The sequence below is a fragment of the Pseudomonas kuykendallii genome (assembly GCF_900106975.1).
Lineage (GTDB): Bacteria > Pseudomonadota > Gammaproteobacteria > Pseudomonadales > Pseudomonadaceae > Pseudomonas_O > Pseudomonas_O kuykendallii.
In genome coordinates this window covers 1-25,581 of the sequence record NZ_FNNU01000009.1, presented here as the reverse complement: position 1 = coordinate 25,581, position 25,581 = coordinate 1, and the positions used below count along the sequence as shown (strand labels likewise).

Here is a 25,581-nt window from a genome sequence, read left to right as displayed (position 1 = left end):
ACAGCGCAGGCTGATGGATCAGGGAAACGCCACCGGTTCGGCGGCTTGCAGCGGCAGGCCGGCCTGTTGCCAGGCGTCGATGCCGTCACGGTACCAATACAGGTTGCGATAACCCAGAGCATGCGCGCGCTTCTGCGCGTTCCAGCCCAGCCAGCAATCGGAGCGGCAGTAGAACAGCAGCGGCCAGTCCGGATCGCCGTGGCTGACGCGCGCCAGGTTGGTGCTGAAGTAGGCCTGCCAGGCGGCGTCCAGTTCACCGTCGCCGGTGTTCGCCAGCCACTGGCTGCCGGGCAGGTTGGCGTGGGCTTCGTCTTCGATGAAGCGGCCATGCAGCCATTGCCGGCGATAGACGTCGATCAGCACGGTACGTGGCTCGCGGGCGAGCAACTGGCGCACGCCCTCGGTGTCGAGGGTCTGCGCGTGCTCGGCCAGGGCCGGCGTAGGACTGCGGTAGTGGCCGAGGCGATAGCCCTCGGCGGAGAACAGCGCGGCATCCTGGGCGGCGAACGCCGGGACGAACGTCCAGGCGGACAGCAGGCTGGCGAACAGCAGGGCGGCAAGGTGCGGCATCCGTGGGCACTCGTTCTTTTTATTGTGCCATTACATGCCAGCGGTCCTGCTTTGCAAATCCTACGTTAGAGATAAAAAACGCTACCAAAGTAGTAGTCAGCCAGCTTTGCGCAGCGCCGCGTGCTGCGGGTTGAAGCTGAGCACCGCGAGCAGGGCGAACAGCGCGGTGAGGCCCAGGCAGACGGCGAACGCCAGCGGGTTGAAGCGTTCGTAGAGAGCGAAGCGCACCAGCTCCACGGCATGGCTGAACGGGTTGAGCGCACACAGCCAGTACAGCCATTCGCTGGACTCGCGCATCTTCCACAGCGGGTAGAGCGCGGAGGAGAGGAAGAACAGCGGGAAAATGACGAAATTCATCACCCCGGCGAAGTTCTCCAGCTGGCGGATACCGTTGGACAGCAGCAGGCCGAGGGCGCTGAGCAGCAGCGCCGCCAGCAGCAGGGCCGGCAGCGCGGCGAGCAGGCCCCAGGCGGGCGGCTGCACGCCGTAGAGCCAGGCGATGGCGAGGAAGGCATACACCTGCAGCAGCGACACCAGGGCGGTGGCGAGCAGCTTGGCGGCGAGCAGGAAGGCGCGTGGCAGCGGGCTGGTCAGCAGCACGCGCATGCTGCCCATCTCGCGGTCGTAGACCATCGACAGCGAGCCCTGCATGCCGTTGAACAGCAGGATCATGCAGGCGAGGCCGGGGACGATGTAGGTCTCGTAGGTGATGTAGGTGTCGTAGGGCGCGATGATGGCGATGCCCAGCGCGGCGCGGAAACCGGCGGCGAACACCAGCAGCCAGAGCAGCGGCCGCACCAGCGCGCTGAGGAAGCGCGAGCGCTGCAGGACGAAGCGCAGCCATTCGCGCAGGACGATCCCGCGCAGGCATTCCCAGTAGGCGTTCATGGGCGCCCCGCCGATGAGTCCTTGTAGGGTGCGCCGTGCGCACCAACGCCATCACCGGTTGCCGTGGTGCGCGCGGCGCCCCCTACGGTCAGCGCGTGAAACGCTTCGGCCAATCCGTTTTGCCCGGCAATTTCATGGGCGCTGCCATGGGTGACAAGCTGTCCCTGATGCAGCACCAGCAGGTCGTCGTCGGCTTCCACTTCATCGAGCAGGTGGGTGGTCCAGAGCACGCTCAGGCCCTGCTCGCGGCACAGCGCGCGGACGTGCCGGTTGAGCGCCAGGCGGCTGGCCGGATCGAGCCCGGCGCTGGCCTCGTCGAGCAGCAGCAGGCGCGGCCGGTGGAGCAGGGCGCGGGCGATCTCGACGCGCCGCCGGTGCCCGCCGTTGAGTGCGCGCACCGGGTCGCGGCGGCGCTCGCCCAGGTTCTGCCGGGCCAGCTCCTCGTCGATCCGCGCGGCCGCCAGTTGCCGCGGCATGCCGTGCAGCGCGGCGTGGTAGCGCAGGTTCTGCTCTACGGAGAGGTCGAGGTCCAGCGTGCTCTGCTGGAACACCACGCCGAGCTGGCGCAGCGCCAGGCGCGGCTGCTGGCGCAGCGAATGCCCGGCGACGCGGATGTCGCCCTGCTGCAGGTCGTAGAGGCGGCTGAGCAGGGCGATCAGGGTCGACTTGCCGGCGCCATTGGGCCCGAGCAGGGCGCAGAAGTGCCCGGCCGGAACGCTGAAGCCGACGCCGTCCAGCGCGCGCCGGGCGCCGTAGGAGAAGCCGACATCCTCGACCTCCAGCGCGCTCATGGCGTCACCACCACGCCCCACGGATAGCGGCCGACCTTGATCGACTTGGTCACCTTGAGCGCCTTCACGTCGATCACCGAGACGTCGCCGCTGATGCCGTTGGTGGCCAGCAGCAGGCTCTCGTCGGGATTGAACGCCATGTGCCAGACGCGCCGGCCGACCAGCAGGTAATCGAGCACCTCGAAGGTCTTGGCATCCACCACCGCGACATGGTTGGCCGGGCCGAGGGCGACGAAGGCGTACTTGCCGTCGCGGGTCAGCTTGACGCCCACCGGCTGCACCTTGTCCGGGTGCACGCCCTTGATCTCGAAGCGCAGCGTCTTGACGATCTTGCGCGTGGCCACGTCGACCACGCTGACGGTGCCGCCGATTTCCGCCGAGGCCCACAGCTGGCTGCCGTCGTGGTTGAACTCGACGTGGCGCGGGCGCTGGTCGACCAGGGTGTTGTCCACCAGGGTCTGGGTGGCGGTGTCGATCCAGTGCAGCATGTTGGTGGTTTCGCTGGTGTTGATCGCCCACTTGCCGTCCGGGCTGACCGCCATGCCCTCGGGTTCGACGCCGACGTCGATCTGCGCCAGCACCTGGCTGCTCTGGGTGTCGACCACCGTGACCAGCGCGTCGTCCTCGTTGGAGATGTACAGCCAGCGGTCGTTGGGATGCAGGGCGAACTGCTCGGGGTCGGCGCCGGAAGGCAGGTCCTTGATGATCTGCCGGGTCGCCAGGTCCATCACCTGCACGCTGTCCGAATCGCTGGCGCAGATGTACAGCAGCGTGTTGTCGCGCGACAGCGCCAGCCCGCGCGGGCGTTTGCCCACCGGCAGGGTGGCGGTGACCGTGAGGCTGTCCAGGTCGATCACGCTGAGGTTGTTGTCCTTCTCGTTGGACACGTAGGCGGTGGCGGCGAAAGCGCCGCCGGTGGCCAGCAGCAGGCTGCCGGCGAGGGTGGCGGTGAGCAGGCGGGGCATGGTCGATTCCTTGTTCTTGTGAGGGCTCATGGCGTGCGTTCGGCCAACGTGCAGCGGCTTTCCGGCGCGTCGAAACCGAGGCTGTCGAGTTCGCTGAACGGGTGCAGGAAACCGTCCTGCGGCGAGGTGCTGACCAGCGCGCGCGGCTGCACCAGCGGAATCGGCTGGCGCAACTGGCCGTCCCACGGGCGGAAGCTCAGCTTGCGTCCCTTGAAACCGTCCAGTGGCAGATCCGGCGACAGCTGCAGCATGCGGATCGCCGTGGCGTCGGCGTTGCCCAGGCGGGTGACCGCGCTGGCGACGGCGCGCACGCCGATCCAGGCGGCGAAGTCACGGTCGTTCATCCAGCGCCCGGCGAGCGCCTCGAAACGCTTCTGCAACTGCGCCGCGCCGTAGGTTTCCACGGTCTTGTGCCAGCCGGTCGCGACCAGGCCCTGGGTGCCGGCCACCGGGCGCGGGTACCAGGTGTTGTAGGGCAGGTATTCGCCGAAGTCGCCGTGCTCGTCGGCCACCAGCACCACGTCGTACTCGGCGGCCTGGGTGAACAGTGGCATGTCGGCCTGGGCGCTGCGGCGCTGGTCGTTGTCGAAGGTCCACGGCTTCTCGGCGACGAGGGTCACGCCGAAGCGTTTCGCCGAGCGCCGCAGCGCGGCGGCGTAGGCCTTGTCGTCGTCGCGCGGGCCGACGATCAGCAGCGCGCGCTTCCACTGGCGCACGACGAGGAATTGCAGCAGCGCATCGGCGAGCATCGCCCGCTCCGGCAGGGTGTGCAGCACGTTGGGCAGACAGGCGTCGGTACGCAGCGCATCGTCGGCGCTGCCGGCGTTGAACAGCAGGCTGTCCGGCAGGTGCGCGGCGAGCTGGGTGAGCAGCGGCGCCGGCGCGTTGACCACGAACAGGCGCAGGCCGTCGGCGTGCTGGGCCTTCGCAGCGGCCAGCAGTTCCTCCGGGGTTTCCACGCTGGCGGTGGTCAGTTCGTAACGCTGCTTGAGGAAGCGGCCGGTGCTGTTGCTGTCGATGATCGCCAGCTCGGCGCCGCGCAGGCCGGCGTTCCGCGGTTCACCGATCACGTTGGACAGCAGCGGTCCCGGGTCGGGCGTGTAGCCGAGGTAGCCGATGCGTACCTGCAGGCCCTCCGGGGCGGCGGGCGTTTCGGCGGCGAGCGGCGTGTGGCTCGCCAGCGCGGCGGCGAACGCACCGAGCAGGCAGGCCAGCAGAGAGGGCGCGAGCGGGCGCATGGGCGACTCCTGTTCTTGTGCCGCCAGCATAGGAAGCGCCCGGCGCCCGCGAAATATGCAGAAAGTACCAGTGCGGCAGTACCAAGGTAGTAAGTGGGCAGGGCGCGCCCCGGCCTAGCATGGGGCGACAACAACAAAGACTGCCGAGGTCCCCATGCGCGTGTTCAAAGCCCTGCTGCTTCCCCTGCTGCTGTTCGTCAGCCTGATCGGCCTGGACAAGGTCCACGCGGCAGGCGACCTGACCCGCAAGACCACCGCGCTGCCCGACCTGCTGCTCGGCTCGGAGGCCAGCGACTACGCGATGTCACAGAGCGAGTACCGGCTGGAGACCGGCAAGGCCTACCAGCTCAGGATCATCGCCAGCGGGCAGAAGGAGTACGCCTTCCAGGCGCCGGAATTCGCCACCTCGATCTTCCTGCGCAAGGTCGAGGCCGGCGGTGTCGAGATCAAGGCGGTGACCCTCACCGAACTGGAGTTCGAGGAAGCCGGCGAGGCGGAAATCTTCTTCGTGCCGATCAAGCCGGGGCGCTACCGCTACTACGCCAAGGGCCTCGAGGCCAAGGGCATGCAAGGCACCTTCGTGGTCGAGTAGGGCACGCCGATGTCCGCTCTGGGGCGAATCAACCTGCTGGTGGTGGCGTTCTTCTGCCTGGTCGCCGCGGTCTCCAGCCTGGTGCTGCTGCGCCAGGCCAGCCACGACGTGCAGCGCGAGCTGGACGCCGCCCAGGCGGTGGTCGAATACCTGCGCGAGGCCGCGCAACGCGATCCGGCGACCCTCGAATCCGAACTCACCCGCAGTCTGCGCCACGTGCGCGTGCACTGGCTGGACGGCGGGATGGCGGCAGACGCCGGCGACGGCCTGGATGCCTGGCTCGGTGCCTGGCTGTACCCGCCGTCGCGCACCTTCGCCGAGCCGCTGCGGCTGGACGACGGCCGCCAGGTGCTGATCAGCGTCGATCCGCGCGACGAGATCGACGAAGTCGAGGACTCGCTGCTGCAACTGCTGGCGCTGTTCGGCCTGGCCCTGGCGCTGAGCCTGCTGGCGATCCGCTGGGCGGTGCGCCGCGGCCTGCGCGTGCTCGACGAACTGCTCGCGGGCTTGAGCCGGGTCGCGCGCGGCGAGCTGCAGGTGCGCCTGCCCGCGCATTCGTTGCCCGAGGCGCAGCGCATCGCCGGGCACTTCAACGGCATGGTCGCGACGCTGGAAGCCGCGCAGCGCGACAACGCCGAGCTGACCCGCGCGCTGCTCGCTTTGCAGGAGCACGAGCGCAAGCAACTGGCGCTGGCCCTGCACGACGACCTTGGCCAGTACCTCGCCGGCATCCGCGCGCAGTTGCTGCTGCTGCGTTCTCTGATCGGTCCGTCGCCACTGCTGGCAGAAACCGCTCGTGGCCTGGAGGACAACTGCCAGCGGATGCAGGAGAGCTTCCGCGCGCTGGTGCGCGACCTCTATCCGGTGGCGCTGGAGCGGCTGCAGCTGGGCGAAGCGATCCAGCTGCTCGCCGAGCAGTGGCAGGGCGCCCAGGGCATCGCCTGCGAACTGCGCATGGGCGAGCGGCTTCCCGAACTGGATGCAGCCGGGCAGGCGCACCTGTATCGCCTGCTGCAGGAGGCGCTGACCAACGTCGCCCGGCATGCGGGCGCCGAACGCGTGCGTGTGCGCCTGCACCGACGCGGCGCGCGGCTTTGCCTGCTGGTGGCCGACGATGGCGAGGGCGCCGCGCTGCCGCCGCGTCCGGGTATCGGGCTGCGCTCGATGCTCGAACGCGCGCGCTGCCTGGGCGGCGAGCTGCGCCTGCGCACGCGGCCCGGGTGCGGCTGGCTGCTGCGCCTGAGCATTCCGCTGGAGGCCGCATGAAGCGGCTCGGTGCGCAGGGCGCACCCTACGGTGTGCGGCAATCGGTAGGGTGCGCCGCGCGCACCGCCATTCACTCAACCGCAATACGCATCCGGGAGGCCTGAATGAAGATTCTGCTGGTCGACGATCACGCGGTGGTGCGCCAGGGCTATGCCAGCCTGCTGCGCGCCTTGCTGCCCGAGGTCACGGTGAGCGAGGCGGCGAGTGGCGAACAGGCGCTGCAGCAGGCGCTGGCGGATATCCCCAACCTGGTGGTCATGGACGTCAGCCTGCCGGGCATCAGCGGCCTGGAGACCACGCGCCGTCTGCGTCAGCGCCTGCCGCAGCTGCGTGTGCTGTTCTTCAGCATGCACGACGAACTGCCGCTGGTGCGGCAGGCGCTGGACGCCGGCGCGGCGGGCTACATCACCAAGAATTCGGCGCCGGAGGTGCTGCTCGAAGCGGTGCGTCGCATCCTCGCCGGGCATGCCTACATCGAACAGCCGCTGGCGACCCAACTGGCCTGCCACCCGTCGCAGGGCGCGACGGACGATCCGCGCCTGCAGAACATGACCCAGCGCGAGTTCGAGATTTTCAGCATGCTCGCGCGCGGCATGCCGGCGCGGCAGATCGCCGAGCACCTGTGCATCAGCGGCAAGACCGTGTCGAACTACCTGACCCTGCTGAAGAACAAGCTGCAGGTGAGTTCGCAGGTGGAGATCGTGCACCTGGCGATCGACACCGGCGTGATCCGGGTCGGCGCCTAGGGACGATGGTGGAAGGCGTCAGCCCTTGAGCTGATTGGCGAACTGGCCGACCGCGTTGACCACCCGCTGCGCGCCGTCCTGGATCTCGACGATCACCGCGCCGGCCTCGTTGGCCAGCTCCAGGCCCTGTTCGGCCTGCTGGCGGCTGCTGGACATGCTGTCCACGGCGGTCTGCGCCAAGTGCTGGTTCTTCTGCACCACTTCGATGATTTCCTCGGCGGCCTGGCTGGTGCGCGCCGCCAGCTGGCGCACCTCGTCGGCGACCACGGCGAAGCCGCGCCCCTGTTCGCCGGCCCGCGCCGCCTCGATGGCCGCGTTGAGCGCCAGCAGGTTGGTCTGCCCGGCGATGCCGCTGATGGTCTTGATGATCGAGCTGATCAGCAGCGACTGCTTGTCCAGCGCCTCGATGCCCTCGGAGGCGTTCTGCATCTGCCGGACGATCTGGTGCATCACGTCCACCGTCTGGCGCACTACCGCCGCGCCTTTTTGCGCGGTCAGGTCGGTCTGTTGGGAGGTGCCGAAGGCGATGGTGGCGGCTTCGGCGACCGCCTGCTCCTGGAGCACCTGGTCGGTCACCACGGTGGCGAACTTGACCACCTTGTAGAGCCGCTCGTGGGCGTCGTGCACCGGGTTGTAGGAGGCTTCCAGCCACACCGGGTTGCCGTGGGCGTCGATGCGCTTGAAGCGGCTGGCGACGAATTCGCCGCGGTTGAGCTTGGCCCAGAAGTCGTGGTAACCCTGCGAGTTGTACTCCTCCGGCTCGCAGAACATCCGGTGGTGCTTGCCCTTGATCTGCTCCAGGCGATAGCCCATCGCGTCGAGGAAGCGGTCGTTGGCGGTGATCACCTCGCCATCGAGATTGAACTCGATGACCGCGGTGGAGCGCAGCAGCGCCTTGATCAGCCCTTCGTTCTCCTTCGAGGTTTCGATGGTGCGGGTCAGGTCATTGGCGCACAGGGTGAAGCGTTGCAGCTCGCCGGCGCTGTTGCGCACCGGCTGCAGGATCCAGCGCAGCCAGGCTTCCTGCCCGTTACCCCGCAGCAGACGATGCGCACCGCTGATGTGTTCGCCGGCCCGTAGCGCGTTCTGCAGCCGCTGGTAGTTCGGCTCGCGGCGGAAGGATGGCGGGATGAATTCGTCGAGCGGGTGGCCGATCAGGGCGTCGGCGCTGTAGAGCATCGCCTCGAGGAAGTTGTCGTTCACCCACTGGATGTTGCCTTTGGTATCCAGCTTGAGAACCAGCATCTCCTGATAAAGCGACTGCTTGATCTGCTGCGTGGCTGCCAGTTCTTCCTGCAGTTCGGCCAGTTGTCGCTTTAGATGCGTGTTGAACATGCTGGGTACCCGTCGACGAAGTTTTTTTTATGCGCTGGGCAGCTCTTCGGCTTGGCGCATTCTTTCTGAAGCCCTCCTGGATGAATTTAGACGGTCGCCCGGAGAATGCCCGGCGCGGGAGGCTTCCGGATCGGGTGTTCGGACCAACGCACCATGCGGCATGCGGCGGGCCCACCAGCGAGCGCCGTCGATGCCGCCGGGCGTCACTTTTCCCAATCCAGCGGGCAGCCGGTGCAGCCTTCCATGTTCACGCCCTGGAACGAGGCGTAATGCCGGCGGGCGCCGGTGAGGGTGGCGTTTTCCAGGTTGGCGTCGCCGAACTTGGCTTCCTGCAGGTTGGCGTCGTCGAGGTGTGCACCCTTGAGATCGGCGCGGCTGAGCCAGGTCATCTCCAGGTCGGCGGCGGTGAGGTTGGCGTCGTGCAGCTTGGCGCCGGAGAGGCGGGCGAACTCCAGGTAGGCGCCAGTGAGGTCGGCGCCCTTGAACTGCGCGCCCTGGGCGAACATTCCCCAGGCCTGGACCGCGAGCATGCGGGCGTCGCTGAGGTCGGCCACGCGCAGGTTGGCCTGTTGCAGGCTGGCGCGACTGAGGTTGGCGCCCACCAGCCTGGCCTTTTCCAGGTTGGCCAGGTCGAGGTTGGCGTGACGCAGGTCGGCGCCGGAGAGATCGGCGCCGGCGAGGTTGATCTTGTGCAGGTCGAGGTTGCTCAGGTCGGCCTTGCGCAGGTCGGCGCCGGGGCATTGGCTCTGCGCTTCGAGGCGGCAGCCGTTGACCACCGGCACGCCGTCATCGGCTTCGTCGGCGTGGGCTAGGGGCAGGCTCAGGGCTAGCAGCAACGGCAGGTAATTCATGGCGGTATTCCCGTAGGGTGCGCCTTGCGCACCGTGGAATTCGATTGGCGTGTGGTGCGCGCGGCGCACCCTACGTCAGGCGGGAAGGCGCACCCGGACACGGGTGCGCCACGTTCACTCAGCGGCTGGCGGTCTTGTTGTCCCAGCTCGGCAGCTTGAACACCCAGAAGGAGCCGCCCTGGGCCACCGGCTTGGTCAGTTCGGCCATGTCGCCGCCCCACAGCGGCACCGCGCCGCCGTAGCCGACGGTCACGCCGATGTACTGCTCGCCGTCCTGGTCCCAGGTGATCGGCGGGGAGACGATTCCCGAGCCGGTCTGGAATTTCCACAGCTCCTTGCCGGTCTTCGCATCGAAGGCCTTGAGGAAGCCGTCGCCGGTGCCGGTGAACACCAGGTTGCCCTTGGTCGCCAGCACGCCGGCCCACAGCGGCAGGTGTTCGTTGTGTTCCCACACCACCTTGCCGGTGGTCGGGTCCATGGCGCGCAGGCTGCCGACGTGATCGTCGTACATGCGCTTGATGCGGAAGCCCATGCCCAGGTACGCCGAGCCTTTCTTGTAGCTGACCTCCTCGGTCCAGTAGTCCTCTTTCCAGTTGTTCGCCGGTACGTAGAACAGGCCGGTGTCCTGGCTGTAGGCCATCGGGTTCCAGTTCTTGCCGCCGAGGAAGGGCGGCGAGACTTCCACCGGCTTGCCGTGTTTCTCGCCCGGCTCCGGCAGCGCCGGACGCTGCCCCGGGTTTTCCACCGGGCGGCCGGTCTTCAGGTCGATATGGCTGGCCCAGGTGATGTTGTCGACGAACGGGAAGGCGTTCTGCAGCTTGCCGTTGGTGCGGTCCACCACGTAGAAGAAGCCGTTGCGGTCGGCGTGGGCGGTGGCTTTCACCGTCTTGCCGTCCTTGCCCTTGTAGTCGAACAGCACCAGCTCGTTGTTGCCGGAGAAGTCCCAGGCATCGTTCGGGGTGTGCTGGTAGAACCACTTCACCTCGCCGGTGCTCGGGTCCACGCCGACCTGGCCGGAGGTGTAGAGGCTGTCGTAGTCGTGCGGGTTGCCGCCCTTCGAGGTGCGCGCCCAGGTGTTCCACGGCCCGGGGTTGCCGGCGCCGACGATGATGGTATTGGTCTCGGCATCGAAGCTGGCGCTCTGCCACGGGGCGCCGCCGCCGTGGCTCCAGGCCTCGACCTTGCCGGTCGGCGAATTCTTGTCGTCCGGCCAGGACGGTGCCTTGACGTCGCCGGTCGGGGTGCTGTCCTTACCGTTCAGGCGGCCCATGTGACCCTCGACGAAGGGCCGCATCCACACCTCTTCACCGGTCTCCGGGTCGCGGGCGAACAGCTGGCCGACCACGCCGAACTCATCGCCGGAGCTGCCGTGGATCAGCAGGGTCTTGCCGGTCACCTTGTCCTTGATGAGGGTGGGCGCGCCGGTCATGGTGTAGCCCGCCGTGTGATCGCCGAACTTCTTGTTCCACACCACCTTGCCGGTGTCCTTGTTCAGCGCCACCAGGCGTCCGTCGAGGGTGCCGAAGTAGATCTTGTCGCCGTAGAGGGCGGCGCCGCGGTTGACCACGTCGCAGCACGGGCGGATGTCGTCGGGCAGGCGGTGGTTGTAGACCCACAGGCGCTTGCCGGTCTTCGCGTCGAGGGCGAACACGCGGGAATAGGAGGCGGTGACGTAGATCACCCCGTCGCGGACGATGGCCTGGGACTCCTGGCCGCGCTGCTTCTCGTCGCCGAAGGAGTAGGACCAGGCCGGCGTCAGCTTGAACACGTTCTGGTCGTTCACCTGGGCCAGCGGGCTCCAGCGCTGGGCATTGGTGCCCATGCCGTACTGGAGCACATCGTTGGTGGTGGTGTGGTCGTTGGCGATGTCTTCCCAGGTCACGTTGCCGGCGAAGGCGGTGCCCGCGGCAGCGAGGCCGCCGGCGAGGATCAGGCCCCGGATGGCCAGGGCGAGAGGTTGCGTTCTTGTTGTCATGGTTGCGGTTCCCGTGGTCGATGAGGACCAGTGCGCCGGTGGCGTTCTGGCGCATTGATAGTGGAAGCCACGGTTGCCGCGGGATACGGAAAAGCTCCCGCGATCGCAGGGAAAACTTCCCAGTCCGGGGATGACTTCGACTTGCTGCCAACGCCCCCCTCCAGGCATTCGCGCGGCCCGCTACCAAGGGAGTAGAACGCAGCCACCAAAGCAGCATTCGGCGCTTCCGGGCGCCTCCTTACCATTCCTCTCACTGCGCTCGCCCCGCCGAGCGATTGCCTTGCACAGCATCTCGAAGAGGATGGAAGTATGAATAACAAGACAACCTTGCGTGGCCTGATCCTGGCAGCCGGAGTCGGCCTCGCCGGCCTGGCGTTCGCCCATGGCGACGTGGTGCCGCAAGCGGTGAACACCGAGGGACTGGAGCCGCTGGGCAAGGAATGGCGCGACGAAAACCCCTATCGTCCGCCCTACGCCAACAACGCCCTCGCCGTGGAGATCGGTTCGTCCGCCTACAACCAGAACTGCGCGCGCTGCCATGGCCTGGAAGCCAAGTCCGGTGGCATCGCGCCCGACCTGCGTCTGCTCGAACCCGGCATCGAGGGTGACGAGTGGTTCAAGGAGCGGGTGATCAACGGCGCGGTGCGCGACGGCGCCGTCTACATGCCGCGAATGGCCGACTTCATCAGCCAGGAAGGCCTCTGGGCGATCCGCAGCTACCTGGAAAGCGTCCACGTCGAAGAGTGATCGCCATGCGCCTGCTGCTCCTGCTCTGCTGGCTGCTGTGCCTGCCGATGGCGCAGGCGCAGGTGCGCCCGTTCGACGACATCCTCGCCTCCGGCGTGCTCAAGGTCGCCGTCTACGAGAACTTCCCGCCGTACAGCTTCCAGCAGGATGGCCAGCCCCGCGGGGTCGATGTCGACCTCGCCGGGCGCCTCGCCGAAGGCCTCGGGTTGAAGCTCGAACTGCTCTGGGTGACGCCCGGCGAAAAGCTCGACGACGACCTGCGCAACTTCATCTGGAAGGGCCACTACCTGCGTCCCGGTGTGCTCGCCGACCTGATGTTGCGGGTGCCCTACGACCGTGAGTTCGCCAACCGGCGCAACGATGTCGGCGAGCTGGCCAACGAGCAGGTGGTGATGTTCGGCCCCTACCAGCGCGAGCGCTGGCAGGTGGTGCACGACACCCGCCGGCTGCCCGAGGTGGACACCGTCGCGGTGTTTCGCGAGCACCGCATCGGCGTCGAGCTGGACAGCGTGCCGTCCTTCTACCTGAGCTCGGTGCTCAACGGCCAGTTGCGCGCGAAGACCGAGCATTATCCGAGCACGGCCGCGGCTTTCACGGCGATGCGCGAGGGCAAGGTGGATGCGGTGATGGCCCTGCGCGGCGAGCTGGACTGGCTGCAGCACGGCGCCGCCGACCCGCAGCTGCGCAACGCCGACAACGCCTACCCGAACCTCGGCCAGCCGGCCTGGGACATCGGCATGGCGGTGCACGAAAGCAACCGCCAGCTGGCCAACGCGGTGGACGGCCAACTGGAAGAACTGATCGAAAGCGGCGCGCTGGAGAAGCTCTACGCCGGCTACGGCCTGCGCTACGAACTGCCCGGGTTGTATCAGGACGTTCAGTGAGGCCGGTGCGCATGGCGCACCCTACGTTCCCCCGTAGGGTGCGCCGCGCGCACCGTAAAGACGCTGCCTGAGCAATCGATCGAAAGCGGCGCTGGAGAAGCTCTATGCCGGCTATGGTCTGCGTTATGAGCTGCCCGGGTTGTATCAGGACGTTCAGTGAGATTGGTACGCACGGCGCACCCTACGGTTGGGCACGCGCCCGACGCCCGGTCGCAACTGACGTAGGGTGCGCCATGCGCACCGAAGCGGCTGAATGCGTATGCATCGCCGGACTTTTCATTCGCGAATGCTCTACGGGAGGACCATGCAACGACGATCCGTACTGCTGGGCCTGCTCGGTCTGCCGCTGCTGGCGTCGGCGGTGGAGGGCGATCCGCTGCCTTCGGTGATGTGGGATTACCACCACCAGCGCCTGCTCAACAACGAGCCCTTCGTCTTCGATGAGCGGGTCAAGGTCAGCGTGCCGCCGTTCGCCGAGGATTCGCGCCAGGTGCCGGTGGAGATCGACGCCCGCGCGCTGCCGGGCCGTTTCAGTCGCATGCTGCTGTGGGCCGAGCTGAACCCCATCCCACGGGTGTTCAGCCTGCGGGCGAGCGCCGAGCTGGTGCCGCTGCTGGCGATCCGCATCCGTGTCGAGCAGGCCACGCCGATCCGCGCAGCATTGCTCGGCGAGGACGGTGTGTGGCACGTCGGCTCGGCGTGGATCGATGCGGCCGGCGGTGGCTGCACCGCGCCCAGCGTGGTGCGCGCCCAGCCCGGTTGGGAAGAGCGCCTCGGCCAGGTGCTCGGGCGCAGCTTCGCGCGGCGCGACAACAACCGCCTGCGCGTGCAGATCTCGCACCCGATGGACAACGGCCTGGTCGGCGGCATCCCCGAGTTCTACCTGGACCGTGCCGAACTGCGCAGCACCACGGGCGAGGTGCTGGCGAGTTTCGAGCTGTTCCCGGCAATCAGCGAGAACCCGACCCTGACCATGGAGGTGCGCGGCCATCCGCATACCGTGCTGTGGCTGCACGACAACAACGGCAACGAGTTCGAGGCCGGTCTGTAGACTGGACGGCGAGCGCGCGCCACGCCTTGCGTAGGGTGCGCCGCGCGCACCACACCCGCACGACAACAAGAAGGAAACTTTCGATGATCAAGATCAGCGTGCTCTACCCGAACCAGCCCGGCGTGAAATTCGACATCGACTACTACTGCGACACCCACATGGCGATCGTCCGCGAATGCCTGGGCGATGCCTGCAAGGGCATCGGCGCCGAACTCGGCGTGGCCGGCGGCGCGCCTGGCAGCGCGGCGCCCTATGTCGCCGCCGGGCACCTGCTGTTCGACAGCGTCGAGGCGTTCCAGAGCGCCTTCGCCCCGTATGCCGAGCGGATCCTCGGCGATCTGGCGAACTTCACCAACGTGGAGCCGCTGATGCAGATCGCCGAGGTGCGCCTGGCGCCCTGAGTCGAGGTGAAGATGCGCCAGCTCCTGCTGCTGGCCGCGCTGCTGTTCGGCGGTGCGGCGCAGGCCGACTTCGACTATCACCTGCAGCCACGGCAGGTCGCCGAGGGCACCTGGCTGCTGGAGGGCAGCACCGACAATTTCGCCAGGGAAAACGGCGGCGACATCGTCAACACCGGGTTCATCGAAACCGACGACGGCGTGGTGGTGATCGACAGCGGCCCGTCGCGGCGCTATGGCGAGGCGCTGCGCAAGGTGATCGGCGAGACCACCGGCAAGCCGGTCAAGCTGCTCCTGCTCACTCATCATCACCCGGACCACGTCCTCGGCAACCAGGCCTTCGCCGACGTACCGATCGCCGCGCTGGCCGGCACCCGGCGCCTGCTCGAAGAGCAGGGCGACGACCTGGCGGAGAACATGTACCGGCTGGTCGGAGACTGGATGCGCGGCACCGAGGTGGTGCTGCCGACGCAGACGCTGGAGGCCGGCACGCTGGATGTCGGCGGCCATCGCCTGCGCCTGCTGGCGCTGAGCGGGCACACCGGCGCGGACCTGGCGATCCTCGACGAGAACACCGGTGTGCTGTTCGCTGGCGACATCGTCTTCTACCAGCGCGCGCTGACCACGCCGGGCACTCCGGGGCTGGAGGTCTGGCTGGGCGACCTGGATACCCTGCAGCGGCTGCCATGGACACTCATCGTACCGGGTCACGGCCCGGTCGCCCGCGACGCCGCGCCGTTCGACCAGATGCGCGACTACCTCGGCTGGCTCGACGCGCTGATGCGCAAGGGCGTGGAGGAGGGCGCCGACATGAACGAGCTGATCCGCGCGCCGATTCCGCCCCGTTTCGCCGCCATCAGCCTGTCGCGCTACGAGCTGGTACGCAGCGTCAGCCACCTCTACCCGCGTTACGAGCAGCGCGGGCTGAGCAAGGTGAGCATCGAACCCGGCGAGCCGCACGCGCAGTAGTGCGCGCGTTTGGTGCGTGAGCACCGAGGTGGCGCTTGCAGGGCGCCGCGCACGCCTCCGCTCGCTCCCGCCGGTGCGCCGCCAGGGCCTGCACGGCGCGGGCCCTGGCGATGCTCGTGGTAGCTGGCATCAAACCTGCTTTGAACACCGCAAGCGCAGGTGTCGGGTCCCCGATGCCTCTCCGGTTGGCGTGCCGTATGAATTGCTTGTGGTAGCGAGCGGTTTGTCGGCAATCAACGCACGCCGTTTCAGATTTCCGATTCCCATCGCTGCACAAGCTCCTTTTATATGACTGACTCTTCGAGTCGAAACATGTAAGGAGTTCGATCATGTGCGAACGCGACGGCAGCGCCTTCCAGGCGCTCAACCACACGCTCGACCGGCGCCAGTTCCTCAAGTCCCTGTCCATCGCCGCAGCCGCCACCGGTGCGCTGGTGGTGATGCCGATGGGAATGGCGGCCGCGTTGGGCAAACAGACTTCGGTCAAGGCGACCCACGGCGCCGGCCTGTGCAACCTGGGGATTTTCATCGCCAAGGAGCGTCAGCTCGGCGCGGAGGACGGCGTCGAGCTGGAGTTCGTCGTGACGCCGACCAACACCGATATCGTTACCCTGTTCGGCATCGGCGCGGTGGACGTGTCGATGATTCCCTACTCGAATTTCCTTTCCCTGTACCACGCCGGGGCTCCGGTGAAGATCGTCGCCGGCGGCGGCGTCAACGGCTGCATGATCGTCGCCGGCGAAGGCATTTCTTCGGCGCAGGACATGCGCGGCAAGACGCTGGGAACCTTCCAGGCCGACACCCTGGAAGTGCTGCCCTTCGACTGGCTCAAGCGCGCCGGGATGAGCTTCAAGGATGTCGACGTGCGCTACTTCAATACCTCGCCCGAAATGGCCCAGGCCTTTCTCTCGGGGTCGGTGGACGCGATCTGCGCGGTGGAACCCTACGCCAGCCAGTGCGTGCAGTCGCGGGCCGGCGCGCGGATTCTCTCCGACGGCACCGACCTCTACGGGGCGTACTACGCCGACTGCCTGCTGGCGGTGCGCAACGCGATGCTCAGCGAGCAACGCCCGGTGGTGAAGGCGGTGATCAAGGCGCTGCTGGTCGCCCAGGGCCAGATCGAGAGCGACCTGCCGGGCGCCCTCGAGCAGACCGTTGGCAGCTACTACAAGACCACGCTCGAGGCCGCCACCCTGGCGGCCAAACGGCAGCCGGTGATGGTGGATCAGCGTTCGCTGGCGGATTTCATCCTTGCCCGGGGCCAGTCGATGTACGAGATGGGCTACCTGAAGACGCTGCCCACGGCGGATATCTTCGACTGGACCCCGCTGGAAGAAGTGATCGCTGAGAACGCCGCCCTGTACCAGGGCCTGGCGCTGAAGACCGCATGATCGGCAGGAGTCGCACGCATGATTGGCGTCGCTAAAACGACCCGTAGCGCGCAGGCGGGGCTGGCCCCTGCGCGCTCGATGATGATTCGCGCAAAGCTTGGAAGGGTGCTCGGCACGCTGTTCTGGTGGGTGCTCTCGGTCGGCCTGTTCGCCGGCTTCTGGGAGTTCGCCTGGTGGATGGGGTGGGCCGATCCCTTGCTGATGCCGCCGCCGCACCTGTTCCTCGGCAGCTGGAGCGATCAGCTGAAGTTCTTCGACCTGCGCAACACCATCGGCGGCAGCGGCGATGGCGGAAGCTGGCTGGCGGTGCTGAAGGTGGCGGGCTGGACCTCGTTCCGGGTCCTGGCGGGGCTGCTCGCCGGCTTCGTCCTGAGCCTGACGGTGGGCATCCTGATCCGCTACTACCGGCTGTTCGGCAACCTGACCCTGCCGCTGGTATCGCTGCTGGCGCCGATCTCCCCGGTGGCCTGGCTGCCGGTGGCGGTGTTCCTCTTTGGCATCGGCGACAAGCCGGCGATCTTCATGGTCTTCGTCTCGGTGTTCTTCATCATGACCATCGCCACGCTGGCGCAGATCGACGACGTCCCCAAGAGCTTCGTGCATGCCGCGCGCACCCTCGGGGCGTCGCGCCGGCAGATTTTCCTGCGGGTGATTTTGCCGGCCATCCTGCCGGGGCTGTTCGTCACCCTGAGGGTCAATCTGTTCGCCGCCTGGATGGTGGTGCTGATCGCCGAGGCGGCCGGGGTCGGCAGCGGCCTCGGCCAGATCGTGATGATGGCGCGCAATACCTTCAACGCCAGCCTGGTGTTCTTCACGATGAGTGTGATCGGCGTCTGCGGGCTGCTGTTCGACTGGACGCTCAGGCGCATCCAGGAACAGGTGCTCTGGTGGATCGACGACAACGGTACGAGGAAATGACGATGACGCTCCCGGCCATCGAATGTCGCAATCTCAACAAGATCTGGAACGCGCAGAGTCATGCGCCGTTGCAGACGCTGAAAGACGTCTCCTTCTGCGTGGGCCGTGGCGAGCTGAACGTGCTGCTGGGGCCCAGCGGCTGCGGCAAGAGCACCTTGCTGTACCTGATCGCCGGGCTCGACGAACCGAGCAGCGGCCAGCTCCTGTGCGACGGCGAACCCTTGCAGGGCCCGTCGCCGGAGCGCGGGATGATCTTCCAGGAGGCGGCGCTATACCCCTGGCTGAACATCCTCGACAACGTCGGTTTCGGCCTCAGCCTGCAGGGCATCGGCAAGGCGGCGCGCAATGCCAAGGCGATGGAGCTGCTGGAGGCCGTCGGCCTGCAGCCGTTCTGGGACAAGAAGCCCAGCGAACTGTCCGGCGGCATGCGCCAGCGCGCCGCGATGGCCCGTGCGCTGTGCATGAACCCCAAGGTGCTGATGATGGACGAGCCGTTCGCCGCGCTCGATATCCAGACGCGCAGCAAGATGCAGGACTACCTGATCGCGCTGTGGCAGCGCAGCCAGGCGTCGATCCTGCTGGTCACCCACTCCATCGAGGAGGCGATCGGCCTGGCGGACAACATCCTCGTCTTCACCTCGCGGCCCGGGCGCATCAAGACGCAGATCAAGGTCGAGCTGCCAAGGCCGCGGAATCCCCGCGATCCAGCGTTTCACCAGCTGCAGGACCATCTCGCGGACCTGATGGCCGACGAGGTCAACCGCGCCTTCGCCGAGCAGGAGTCGGCGCACTTCTAGCCGGGCCTGCGTCCGCACACCGTCGGGGGCAGCAGCCTGCCCCCGCGGCGGCGGACGGACGCCGGCGAGCGGATGCGGCTCCGTCGCCCGAATTCACCTCCAGAGGTTTTCATGTCAGAACATACCGTCCTCATCCAGGGCGCCCGTTTGCTGTGCCTGGACGATGCAGGCAATCAGTACGAGCAGGCCGACATCCTCGTCCGTGGAACGCGCATCGCGGCCATCGGCGCGGACCTGCGCGCACAAGCGCCGGCCGATGCGCAGGTCATCGACGCGCGCGGCCTGCTGGCGATGCCCGGATTGATCAACGCGCACTTCCATTCGCCGGGCAACTTCATGCGCGGGCAATTGCCGGGGCTGCCGCTGGAGCTGTTCATGCTCTACGAGGTGCCGCCGCTGGTCGATAGCGCCGAGGCCGACCATTGGGTCTACCTGCGCACGCTGGTCGCCGCGCTGGAGATGCTCGAGCTCGGCATCACTGCGGTACACGACGACGCCTATCACGTGCCGGTCGCCAGCCGCGGCAGCATCGATGCGGTGATGCGCGCCTACCGCGACGCCGGCATCCGCGCCAGCGTCGCGATCGATCAGCCGAACGTCGTCGAGTACGAGAAGTTTCCCTTCCTCGAAGCGCTGCTGCCGGCCGCGGTGCGCGAGGAAATGCGCGAGGCGCCGCTGCAGAGCGGCGAGGAGCTGCTGGCGCTCTACGACTACCTGCTGCAGCGCTGGCACGGCGCCGAAGACGGACGCCTGGGCGCCGCGGTGTCCTGCTCGGCGCCGCAGCGGGTGACGGCGGACTACCTGCAGGCACTCGGCGTGCTGAGTCGCCGGCACGGCCTGCCGTTCAACATCCACGTGCTGGAAACCAAGTTGCAGCGGGTGCTGGGCGAGGAGAAGTACGGCAAGTCGCTGGTGCGCTATCTGGCGGACCAGAACATCCTCGATCCGCTCTGCCAGATCATCCATGCGATATGGATCGACGACGCCGACATCGCGCTGCTCGCCGCCGCCGGCTGCGTGGTGGCGCACAACCCGGTATGCAACCTGCGCCTGGGCAGCGGCGTGATGCCGTTCCGCAAGCTGCGCGACGCCGGTGTGCCGATCGCCCTGGGCAGCGACGAGCTCTGCACCGACGACAGCGTGAACCTGTGGTTCGTCGGCAAGACCGCCGCACTGGTGCACACGCTCGGCTCGCCGGACTACCGCCAGTGGCCGACCGCCGACGAAGTGCTTCACAGCCTGACCCGGGGTGGCGCGCGCGCACTCAACCGCACCGCGGAGCTCGGCCAGCTGGCGCCCGGCTGCCTGGCCGACATCATCCTGCTGGACATGGACAGCTGGAGCTTCACCCCGCTCAACGACCTGGCCCGGCAACTGGTGTACAGCGAGGATGGCCGTTCGCTGCGCTACACGCTGGTCAACGGCAGGCTGGTCTACGCCAACGGCGCGTTCCAGGGCATCGATGCCGGCGACGTGCGCCGCCAGGTGCGCGAGCTGACCGAGTCGATCCGCCGGCAGTATCACGCCTGCGATGCCAGCGCCGAGCGCCTGAAGCCCTATTACGACGCCATGTACCAGCAGGCGCAGGCGCGTGACGTCGGCTTCAGCCGCTACCTGGGCGAGGGTTGAGCGATGGGCATGACGATCCAGTTGATCAACCCCAACACCACGGCGACGATGACCGAGCGGCTGGTGCTCGGTGCGCAGGCGCGGGCTCGCGCCGATACCCGTATCCTGGGCATCACCAACGGCGCCGGGCCGGCGTCCATCGAGGGCCATTACGACGAGGCGATGAGCGTGCCCGGCGTGCTGAGGGCGGTGGGCGAGGGCGACGCCCTCGGCGTGGACGGCCACGTCATCGCCTGCTTCGGCGACCCCGGCCTGCTCGCCGCGCGGGAGATCGCCCGGCAGCCGGTGATCGGCATCGCCGAGGCAGCCATGCACGTCGCCACCTGGCTGGCCACCGGGTTCAGCATCGTCACCACCCTCGGGCGCACCTGCGTCATCGCGCGGCACCTGGTCGAGCGCTATGGCTTTCGCGACCAGTGCCGCGGCATCCATGCGCTGGAGATCGCCGTGCTCGACCTCGAGGCCGACCCCGAGGCGCTCTACCGGGCGCTGCGCGGCGCCTGCGTGGACGCCCTGCGCACGGACGGCTCGGGCGCCATCGTGCTGGGCTGCGCCGGCATGGCGGCGCTGGCCGAGTCGCTGCAGGAGGACCTCGGCGTGCCGGTGATCGACGGGGTTGGCGCAGCGTTGAACATCGTCGAGCTGCTCGGCGCGCTCAACCTGCGCACCAGCAAGCGCGGCGACCTGGCGTACCCCCTGGCGAAACCCTACGTCGGCCTGCGCGACTTCCTGCCGGAGCGGCGCTGAGCGCGGCTGCGGGCGGGAATGCGCCTTCGGGGCGGTATTGCTACCAAGGAACTACCTATCTCCGCCGTGCTGCCAATTGTTGGCGAAGCGGTGCGAACCAAGAATTCGCGGCAGTACCGGGAAAATTTCCCGACGACAAAAACCAGCCCGCAGAGGTAGCCGCAATGAACCCCACCGGTTTCACCCAGCCTTTCGTCCGCACGGCGCTGTTCGCCGCCATCACCTTCGCCAGCCTGTCGGCCCTGGCCGGCGTCACCGACCAGGACATCAGCGATAGCGGCAAGCGCACCGACCAGATCGTGGTCAACGGCCTCAACCAGCAAGGCCAGCGCTACAGCACGCTGGACACGCTGAACACGGATAACGTCAAGGAACTGCGGCCGGTGTGGGCGCTGTCGTTCGGCGGCGAGAAGCAGCGCGGCCAGCAGGCGCAGCCGATGATCAAGGACGGCGTGATGTACGTCACCGCCTCCTACTCGCGGGTGTTCGCCGCCGACGCGCGCACCGGCAAGAAGCTCTGGCAGTACGACGCGCGCCTGCCCGACGGCATCATGCCGTGCTGCGACGTGATCAACCGCGGCGTGGCGCTGTACGGTGACCTGGTGATCTTCGGCACCCTCGACGCCAAGCTGGTCGCGCTGAACAAGGACACCGGCAAGGTGGTATGGAAGAAGACCGTCGCCGACTACAAGGCCGGCTACTCGATCTCCGCGGCGCCGCTGGTGGCCAAGGGCAAGCTGATCACCGGCGTGGCCGGCGGCGAGTTCGGCGTGGTCGGCAAGATCGAAGCCTACGACCCGAGCAATGGCGAACTGCTCTGGACGCGTCCCACCGTCGAAGGCCACATGGGCTACGTCTACAAGGACGGCAAGCCGGTGGAGAACGGCATTTCCGGCGGCGAAGCCGGCAAGACCTGGCCCGGCGACCTGTGGAAGACCGGCGGCGCGGCGCCCTGGCTGGGCGGCTTCTACGACCCGACCACCGACTCGCTGTTCTTCGGCACCGGCAACCCATCGCCGTGGAACTCGCACCTGCGCCCCGGCGACAACCTGTTCTCCTCCTCGCGCCTGGCGCTGAACCCGGAGGACGGCTCGATCAAGTGGCACTTCCAGACCACGCCGCACGACGGCTGGGACTATGACGGCGTCAACGAACTGGTGTCGTTCGACTACCAGGACGGTGGCAAGACCATCAAGGCCGCCGCTACCGCCGACCGCAACGGCTTCTTCTACGTGCTCGACCGCACCAACGGCAAGTTCATCCGCGGCTTCCCCTTCGTCGACAAGGTCACCTGGGCCAAGGGCCTGGACAAGGACGGCCGTCCGATCTACGACGACGCCCACCGTCCGGGCGCGCCGGGTGACGCGAAGAAGGGCACCTCGGTGTTCGTCGCGCCGTCCTTCCTCGGCGGCAAGAACTGGATGCCGATGGCCTACAGCCAGGACACCGGTCTGTTCTACGTGCCGTCCAACGAGTGGGGCATGGACATGTGGAACGAAGGCGTCGCCTACAAGAAGGGCGCGGCCTACCTCGGCGCCGGCTTCACCATCAAGCCGCTGAACGAGGACTACATCGGCGTGCTGCGCGCCATCGACCCGAAGACCGGCAAGGAAGTCTGGCGCTACAAGAACTACGCGCCGCTGTGGGGCGGGGTGCTGGCGACCAAGGGCAACCTGGTGTTCACCGGCAACCCGGAAGGCTTCCTGATGGCCTTCGATGCCAAGACCGGCAAGAAACTCTACGAGTTCAACACCGGCTCGGGCGTGATCGCCTCGCCCGTCACCTGGGAAATGGACGGCGAGCAGTACGTCACCGTGGTCTCCGGCTGGGGCGGCGCGGTGCCGCTGTGGGGCGGTGAGGTCGCCAAGCGCATCAAGGACCTCGACCAGGGCGGGATGATCTGGACCTTCAAGCTGCCGAAGGATCTGGTCGCCAAGCACTGACCGAAAGCGACACGAGAAAGGCCGGCATTCGCCGGCCTTTTTCATTCTGCTTCCGGTGCGCATGGCGCACCCTACGGCTCATCCTGCTGCGAAAGTCGCAGGCCACCGACACCAAGGGCGCATGGTGCGGCGCGAGATGGCTGCGCATCGTAGGCTGCGCCGCGTCGTTACGGCGCTGGAGAGGTGCCCATGTTCCACCCATCGCTGAGTCGTCGGCGGGCGCTCGCCGCCCTGGCCGCATTGCCCTGGCTGTCTTCCATGGCGCGCGCCGAGGTCGCCGGCGCACGGGTGGTCGTGGTCGGCGGTGGCTTCGCCGGCGCGACCGCGGCGCGCCATCTGAAGCAGGCGGCGCCGGAGCTGGAGGTGCTGCTGCTCGAACCCAAGACGAGCTTCCACACCTGTCCGTTCAGCAACTACGTGATCGCCGGGCTGCGTGGCATCGGCGAGATCGAGCATTCCTACCGGCGGCTGGTGCGCGACTGCCGGGTCAACCACCTGCGCGTCGAGGTCCAGGCCATCGACGCGCCGGCGCGCCGCCTGCGCCTGGTCGACGGCCGAGAGCTGAGCTATGACCGCCTGCTGCTGGCGCCGGGCATCGACATGCGCTGGAACGCCGTCGAAGGCTACGACCGCGCGGCCGCCGAGCATGCACCGCACGCCTGGCAGGCCGGTGCGCAGACGAGCCTGCTGCGCCGCCAGTTGCAGGCCATGGACGACGGCGGCCTGGTGCTGATCAGCGTGCCGGACAATCCCTATCGCTGCCCGCCGGGACCATACGAGCGCGCCAGCCTGATCGCCGACTACCTGGCGAAACACAAGCCGCGCGCCAAGCTGCTGATCCTCGATGGCAAGGACGGCTTCTCCAAGCAGGCGCTGTTCCAGGCCGGCTGGAAACAGCTCTACGGCGAGCGCATCGAATGGGTCGGGCGCGCCGCCGATGGCCGGGTGATGCGCATCGATGCCGCACGGCGCGAGGTGCGTACCGAGTTCGGCAGCCTGCACCGAGCCGCGGTGATCAACCTGATCCCGCCGCAGCGCGCCGGCGCGGTGGCCGAGCGCAGCGGCCTCACCGACGCCAGCGGCTGGGTGCCGGTCGACCCGCGCAGCTTTCAGGCGCGCGGCGATCCGTTCGTCTACGTGGTCGGCGACGCCGCCATCGCCGCGCCGATGCCCAAGTCCGCCTACTGCGCCAACGCCCAGGCGAAGGTCGCCGTCGCCGCACTGCTGGCCGATCTCGCCGGCCAGCCGACGCCCGAGGCCTACTGGCAGAACACCTGCTACAGCGCGCTGGCGCCGGGCAACGCGGTGTCCATCGGCGCGCGCTACCAGGTCGCCGACGGGCATATCGCCGAGGTGCCGGGCAGCCAGACGCTGAGCCCGTTGCAGGCACCGCCCGGCCTGCGCGCCCGCGAGGCGCAGGAGTCGCTGGCCTGGTACAACGCCATCTGCGCGGACGCCTGGGGCAGGGCGTGAAGGCCTGGCTGGCGCTGCTCGTCTGCCTTGCGCTGCCGGTACAGGCGAACGAGGCCGAATCGCAGCTGGCGGCGTTTCTCGGTGATCGGCCGCTGCGCAGCGAGGGCCTCGAGGTGACGGTGGCGCCGGGCGTCGAGGACGGCGCCTTCGTACCTGTCGACCTGCAACTACGCGGCGCAAGGGCACCGCTGGAGCTGCTGATCCTGCGCAGCGGCGAGGACGATCCGCGCATCGTCCGCGTGCGCCTCATGCGCTGGCAGGAGCCGCTGCGCCTGAGCACGCGGGTGCGCCTGCCGGCCAGCCAGGCGCTGATCGTCGCCGCCCGCGATGGCGACGGGCGCCGCTGGCTGTGGCGCCGCGAGGTGAGCGTCTATGCCAGCAGTTGCGCACAGGCGCCGAACGGCGATCCGCTGGCCGGGCTTGGTGAGTTCAGGGTATGGGGCGAACGCGGCGACGAACTGGAGCTGCGCGCGCTGCTGCGTCATCCGATGGAAACCGGGCGCCGGCCGGGGCCTGACGGACAGATGCTGGCGCGTCGGCTGCTGCGCGAATTCCGCCTCACCGACGACGCCGGCGAGCTGTTGGTGCTGCAGCCGTTCGAGGGACTGGCGGCGAATCCGCTCGTGCGCATCGTGCTGCCGGCGCGCGACGGTGCGTTGCGGCTGCGCTGGGAGGAGGCCGATGGCACCTTCTATCGCGACGTCTGGCCGCGCTAGAACGGCTCAGTTGTGCGCGCGGCGCACCCTACGGTCAGCGACGCCCTACTACCAAATGAGGACGTCATCCTGTGCCTTCGACGCATTTCGGGCGAGGGCGGCGGCTCTCTACCATCGGTCCATCACCTGACCCATGCCTGCGGTCAGGCACAGACAAGAGAGGCTTTCCAGATGATCTACGCCCAGCCCAACGCCGCCGGCTCCGTCCTCACCCTCAAACCCCGCTACGGCAACTACATCGGTGGCGAGTTCGTGCCGCCGGCGGACGGCCAGTACTTCACCAACACCTCGCCGGTGAACGGCTCGGTGATCGGCGAGTTCCCGCGTTCCTCGGCGGCCGACATCGACAAGGCGCTGGACGCCGCGCACGCCGCTGCCGACGCCTGGGGCAAGACCTCGGTGCAGGACCGTTCGCTGATCCTGCTGAAGATCGCCGACCGCATCGAAGCCAACCTTGAGCTGCTCGCCGTGGCCGAAACCTGGGACAACGGCAAGGCCGTGCGCGAGACGCTGAACGCCGACGTGCCGCTGTCCGCCGACCACTTCCGCTACTACGCCGGCTGCATCCGCGCCCAGGAAGGCAGCGCCGCGGAGATCAACGAGCACACCGCGGCCTACCACTTCCACGAGCCGCTGGGCGTGGTCGGGCAGATCATCCCGTGGAACTTCCCGCTGCTGATGGCCGCCTGGAAACTCGCCCC

The 25,581-nt window shown here is 67.9% G+C and carries 25 protein-coding genes; 17 read left to right on the top strand and 8 right to left on the bottom strand.

From position 1 onward, the window contains the following. Positions 1-18: 18 nt before the first annotated feature. The 5 genes from BLV15_RS20970 to BLV15_RS20950 all read right to left on the bottom strand — a co-directional run bounded on the left by BLV15_RS20970 (position 19) and on the right by BLV15_RS20950 (position 4,452). Positions 19-570, bottom strand: a complete 552-nt coding sequence (locus tag BLV15_RS20970; RefSeq protein ID WP_090231672.1) for a PQQ-dependent catabolism-associated CXXCW motif protein — start codon at positions 568-570, stop codon at positions 19-21. Positions 571-666: 96 nt separating this feature from the next. Continuing rightward, positions 667-1,458 (bottom strand): ABC transporter permease, encoded by a 792-nt coding sequence (locus BLV15_RS20965; RefSeq protein ID WP_090231671.1) that lies wholly within the window; start codon positions 1,456-1,458, stop codon positions 667-669. Further along, positions 1,455-2,249 carry an ABC transporter ATP-binding protein gene (locus BLV15_RS20960; protein WP_090231670.1) on the bottom strand — a complete coding sequence of 265 codons (795 nt, stop codon included), beginning with the start codon at positions 2,247-2,249 and terminating at the stop codon, positions 1,455-1,457. The genes BLV15_RS20965 and BLV15_RS20960 overlap by 4 nt, the downstream gene beginning before the upstream one ends. Next, complete coding sequence (locus BLV15_RS20955; RefSeq protein WP_090231767.1) at positions 2,246-3,214, bottom strand: YVTN family beta-propeller repeat protein; 969 nt, start codon at positions 3,212-3,214, stop codon at positions 2,246-2,248. Before BLV15_RS20955 ends, BLV15_RS20960 begins: the two co-directional genes overlap by 4 nt. A gap of 26 nt (positions 3,215-3,240) precedes the next feature. After that, positions 3,241-4,452: an ABC transporter substrate-binding protein gene (locus tag BLV15_RS20950; protein WP_090231669.1), complete on the bottom strand. Its 1,212-nt coding sequence runs from the start codon at positions 4,450-4,452 to the stop codon at positions 3,241-3,243. Between the two features lie 154 nt (positions 4,453-4,606). Between BLV15_RS20950 and BLV15_RS20945 the strand changes: the two genes are divergently transcribed. The 3 genes from BLV15_RS20945 (at position 4,607) to BLV15_RS20935 (ending at position 7,056) form a co-directional block, all read left to right on the top strand. Further along, positions 4,607-5,044, top strand: coding sequence for a cupredoxin domain-containing protein (locus BLV15_RS20945; RefSeq protein WP_090231668.1), 438 nt, complete (start codon positions 4,607-4,609; stop codon positions 5,042-5,044). A gap of 9 nt (positions 5,045-5,053) precedes the next feature. Further along, complete coding sequence (locus tag BLV15_RS20940; protein ID WP_090231667.1) at positions 5,054-6,310, top strand: sensor histidine kinase; 1,257 nt, start codon at positions 5,054-5,056, stop codon at positions 6,308-6,310. 104 nt (positions 6,311-6,414) lie between these two features. After that, positions 6,415-7,056: a response regulator gene (locus BLV15_RS20935; RefSeq protein ID WP_090231666.1), complete on the top strand. Its 642-nt coding sequence runs from the start codon at positions 6,415-6,417 to the stop codon at positions 7,054-7,056. Between the two features lie 18 nt (positions 7,057-7,074). Here the strand turns inward: BLV15_RS20935 and BLV15_RS20930 are convergent, their stop codons facing one another. The 3 genes from BLV15_RS20930 to exaA form a co-directional block, all read right to left on the bottom strand. Then, positions 7,075-8,391 (bottom strand): methyl-accepting chemotaxis protein, encoded by a 1,317-nt coding sequence (locus BLV15_RS20930; RefSeq protein ID WP_090231665.1) that lies wholly within the window; start codon positions 8,389-8,391, stop codon positions 7,075-7,077. 203 nt (positions 8,392-8,594) lie between these two features. Continuing rightward, complete coding sequence (locus tag BLV15_RS20925; protein WP_090231664.1) at positions 8,595-9,242, bottom strand: pentapeptide repeat-containing protein; 648 nt, start codon at positions 9,240-9,242, stop codon at positions 8,595-8,597. Positions 9,243-9,360: 118 nt separating this feature from the next. Beyond that, positions 9,361-11,217 carry a quinoprotein ethanol dehydrogenase gene (gene exaA / locus BLV15_RS20920; RefSeq protein WP_090231663.1) on the bottom strand — a complete coding sequence of 619 codons (1,857 nt, stop codon included), beginning with the start codon at positions 11,215-11,217 and terminating at the stop codon, positions 9,361-9,363. Between the two features lie 309 nt (positions 11,218-11,526). On the opposite strand from exaA, the gene pedF reads away from it, so the two are divergent. From pedF to BLV15_RS20845, 14 genes are all read left to right on the top strand, one after another. After that, entirely contained in the window at positions 11,527-11,964 is a 438-nt protein-coding gene (gene pedF, locus BLV15_RS20915) for a cytochrome c-550 PedF (protein WP_090231662.1), read from the top strand. Further along, the gene (locus BLV15_RS20910; protein ID WP_407072458.1) at positions 11,961-12,848 is read left to right on the top strand and encodes a substrate-binding periplasmic protein; all 888 of its coding nucleotides are present in this window, start codon (positions 11,961-11,963) and stop codon (positions 12,846-12,848) included. Before pedF ends, BLV15_RS20910 begins: the two co-directional genes overlap by 4 nt. Before the next feature lie 304 nt (positions 12,849-13,152). Beyond that, positions 13,153-13,899: a quinoprotein dehydrogenase-associated SoxYZ-like carrier gene (locus tag BLV15_RS20905; RefSeq protein ID WP_090231660.1), complete on the top strand. Its 747-nt coding sequence runs from the start codon at positions 13,153-13,155 to the stop codon at positions 13,897-13,899. An 83-nt stretch (positions 13,900-13,982) separates the two neighbouring features. Further along, the gene (locus BLV15_RS20900) at positions 13,983-14,300 is read left to right on the top strand and encodes an EthD family reductase (RefSeq protein ID WP_090231659.1); all 318 of its coding nucleotides are present in this window, start codon (positions 13,983-13,985) and stop codon (positions 14,298-14,300) included. 12 nt (positions 14,301-14,312) lie between these two features. Next, positions 14,313-15,266 carry a quinoprotein relay system zinc metallohydrolase 1 gene (locus BLV15_RS20895; RefSeq protein WP_090231658.1) on the top strand — a complete coding sequence of 318 codons (954 nt, stop codon included), beginning with the start codon at positions 14,313-14,315 and terminating at the stop codon, positions 15,264-15,266. 329 nt (positions 15,267-15,595) lie between these two features. Beyond that, positions 15,596-16,657 (top strand): ABC transporter substrate-binding protein, encoded by a 1,062-nt coding sequence (locus BLV15_RS20890; RefSeq protein ID WP_090231657.1) that lies wholly within the window; start codon positions 15,596-15,598, stop codon positions 16,655-16,657. A gap of 18 nt (positions 16,658-16,675) precedes the next feature. After that, the gene (locus tag BLV15_RS20885) at positions 16,676-17,575 is read left to right on the top strand and encodes an ABC transporter permease (protein ID WP_090231656.1); all 900 of its coding nucleotides are present in this window, start codon (positions 16,676-16,678) and stop codon (positions 17,573-17,575) included. Further along, entirely contained in the window at positions 17,572-18,372 is an 801-nt protein-coding gene (locus BLV15_RS20880; RefSeq protein WP_217632912.1) for an ABC transporter ATP-binding protein, read from the top strand. The genes BLV15_RS20885 and BLV15_RS20880 overlap by 4 nt, the downstream gene beginning before the upstream one ends. A 111-nt stretch (positions 18,373-18,483) precedes the next feature. Beyond that, entirely contained in the window at positions 18,484-20,001 is a 1,518-nt protein-coding gene (locus BLV15_RS20875; RefSeq protein WP_217632911.1) for an amidohydrolase family protein, read from the top strand. Between the two features lie 9 nt (positions 20,002-20,010). Further along, positions 20,011-20,748 carry an aspartate/glutamate racemase family protein gene (locus tag BLV15_RS20870; protein ID WP_090231654.1) on the top strand — a complete coding sequence of 246 codons (738 nt, stop codon included), beginning with the start codon at positions 20,011-20,013 and terminating at the stop codon, positions 20,746-20,748. Positions 20,749-20,912: 164 nt separating this feature from the next. Then, a complete protein-coding gene (locus tag BLV15_RS20865; protein ID WP_090231653.1) occupies positions 20,913-22,691 on the top strand; it encodes a PQQ-dependent methanol/ethanol family dehydrogenase in 1,779 nt (592 codons plus the stop codon). A gap of 189 nt (positions 22,692-22,880) precedes the next feature. After that, a complete protein-coding gene (locus tag BLV15_RS20860) occupies positions 22,881-24,164 on the top strand; it encodes an NAD(P)/FAD-dependent oxidoreductase (RefSeq protein ID WP_090231652.1) in 1,284 nt (427 codons plus the stop codon). Continuing rightward, the gene (locus tag BLV15_RS22195) at positions 24,161-24,880 is read left to right on the top strand and encodes a thiosulfate oxidation carrier protein SoxY (protein ID WP_175534412.1); all 720 of its coding nucleotides are present in this window, start codon (positions 24,161-24,163) and stop codon (positions 24,878-24,880) included. Before BLV15_RS20860 ends, BLV15_RS22195 begins: the two co-directional genes overlap by 4 nt. Positions 24,881-25,051: 171 nt before the next feature. After that, positions 25,052-25,581, top strand: a 530-nt coding sequence (locus BLV15_RS20845) for an aldehyde dehydrogenase family protein (RefSeq protein ID WP_139210763.1), incomplete at its 3' end; no start/stop codon positions are given.

Bases quoted from the DNA above. Each gene is read 5' to 3' on its own strand.
- BLV15_RS20930 (WP_090231665.1), bottom strand. From the start codon at position 8,391: ATGTTCAACACGCATCTAAAGCGACAACTGGCCGAACTGCAGGAAGAA.
- BLV15_RS20870 (WP_090231654.1), top strand. From the start codon at position 20,011: ATGACGATCCAGTTGATCAACCCCAACACCACGGCGACGATGACCGAG.
- BLV15_RS20935 (WP_090231666.1), top strand. From the start codon at position 6,415: ATGAAGATTCTGCTGGTCGACGATCACGCGGTGGTGCGCCAGGGCTAT.
- exaA (WP_090231663.1), bottom strand. From the start codon at position 11,217: ATGACAACAAGAACGCAACCTCTCGCCCTGGCCATCCGGGGCCTGATC.
- BLV15_RS20955 (WP_090231767.1), bottom strand. From the start codon at position 3,214: ATGCCCCGCCTGCTCACCGCCACCCTCGCCGGCAGCCTGCTGCTGGCC.
- BLV15_RS20945 (WP_090231668.1), top strand. From the start codon at position 4,607: ATGCGCGTGTTCAAAGCCCTGCTGCTTCCCCTGCTGCTGTTCGTCAGC.
- BLV15_RS20865 (WP_090231653.1), top strand. From the start codon at position 20,913: ATGAACCCCACCGGTTTCACCCAGCCTTTCGTCCGCACGGCGCTGTTC.
- BLV15_RS20885 (WP_090231656.1), top strand. From the start codon at position 16,676: ATGATTGGCGTCGCTAAAACGACCCGTAGCGCGCAGGCGGGGCTGGCC.
- BLV15_RS20925 (WP_090231664.1), bottom strand. From the start codon at position 9,242: ATGAATTACCTGCCGTTGCTGCTAGCCCTGAGCCTGCCCCTAGCCCAC.
- BLV15_RS20875 (WP_217632911.1), top strand. From the start codon at position 18,484: ATGTCAGAACATACCGTCCTCATCCAGGGCGCCCGTTTGCTGTGCCTG.
- BLV15_RS20970 (WP_090231672.1), bottom strand. From the start codon at position 570: ATGCCGCACCTTGCCGCCCTGCTGTTCGCCAGCCTGCTGTCCGCCTGG.
- BLV15_RS20940 (WP_090231667.1), top strand. From the start codon at position 5,054: ATGTCCGCTCTGGGGCGAATCAACCTGCTGGTGGTGGCGTTCTTCTGC.
- BLV15_RS20960 (WP_090231670.1), bottom strand. From the start codon at position 2,249: ATGAGCGCGCTGGAGGTCGAGGATGTCGGCTTCTCCTACGGCGCCCGG.
- BLV15_RS20950 (WP_090231669.1), bottom strand. From the start codon at position 4,452: ATGCGCCCGCTCGCGCCCTCTCTGCTGGCCTGCCTGCTCGGTGCGTTC.
- BLV15_RS20895 (WP_090231658.1), top strand. From the start codon at position 14,313: ATGCGCCAGCTCCTGCTGCTGGCCGCGCTGCTGTTCGGCGGTGCGGCG.
- BLV15_RS20880 (WP_217632912.1), top strand. From the start codon at position 17,572: ATGACGATGACGCTCCCGGCCATCGAATGTCGCAATCTCAACAAGATC.
- BLV15_RS20860 (WP_090231652.1), top strand. From the start codon at position 22,881: ATGTTCCACCCATCGCTGAGTCGTCGGCGGGCGCTCGCCGCCCTGGCC.
- BLV15_RS20905 (WP_090231660.1), top strand. From the start codon at position 13,153: ATGCAACGACGATCCGTACTGCTGGGCCTGCTCGGTCTGCCGCTGCTG.
- BLV15_RS20900 (WP_090231659.1), top strand. From the start codon at position 13,983: ATGATCAAGATCAGCGTGCTCTACCCGAACCAGCCCGGCGTGAAATTC.
- BLV15_RS20890 (WP_090231657.1), top strand. From the start codon at position 15,596: ATGTGCGAACGCGACGGCAGCGCCTTCCAGGCGCTCAACCACACGCTC.
- pedF (WP_090231662.1), top strand. From the start codon at position 11,527: ATGAATAACAAGACAACCTTGCGTGGCCTGATCCTGGCAGCCGGAGTC.
- BLV15_RS20965 (WP_090231671.1), bottom strand. From the start codon at position 1,458: ATGAACGCCTACTGGGAATGCCTGCGCGGGATCGTCCTGCGCGAATGG.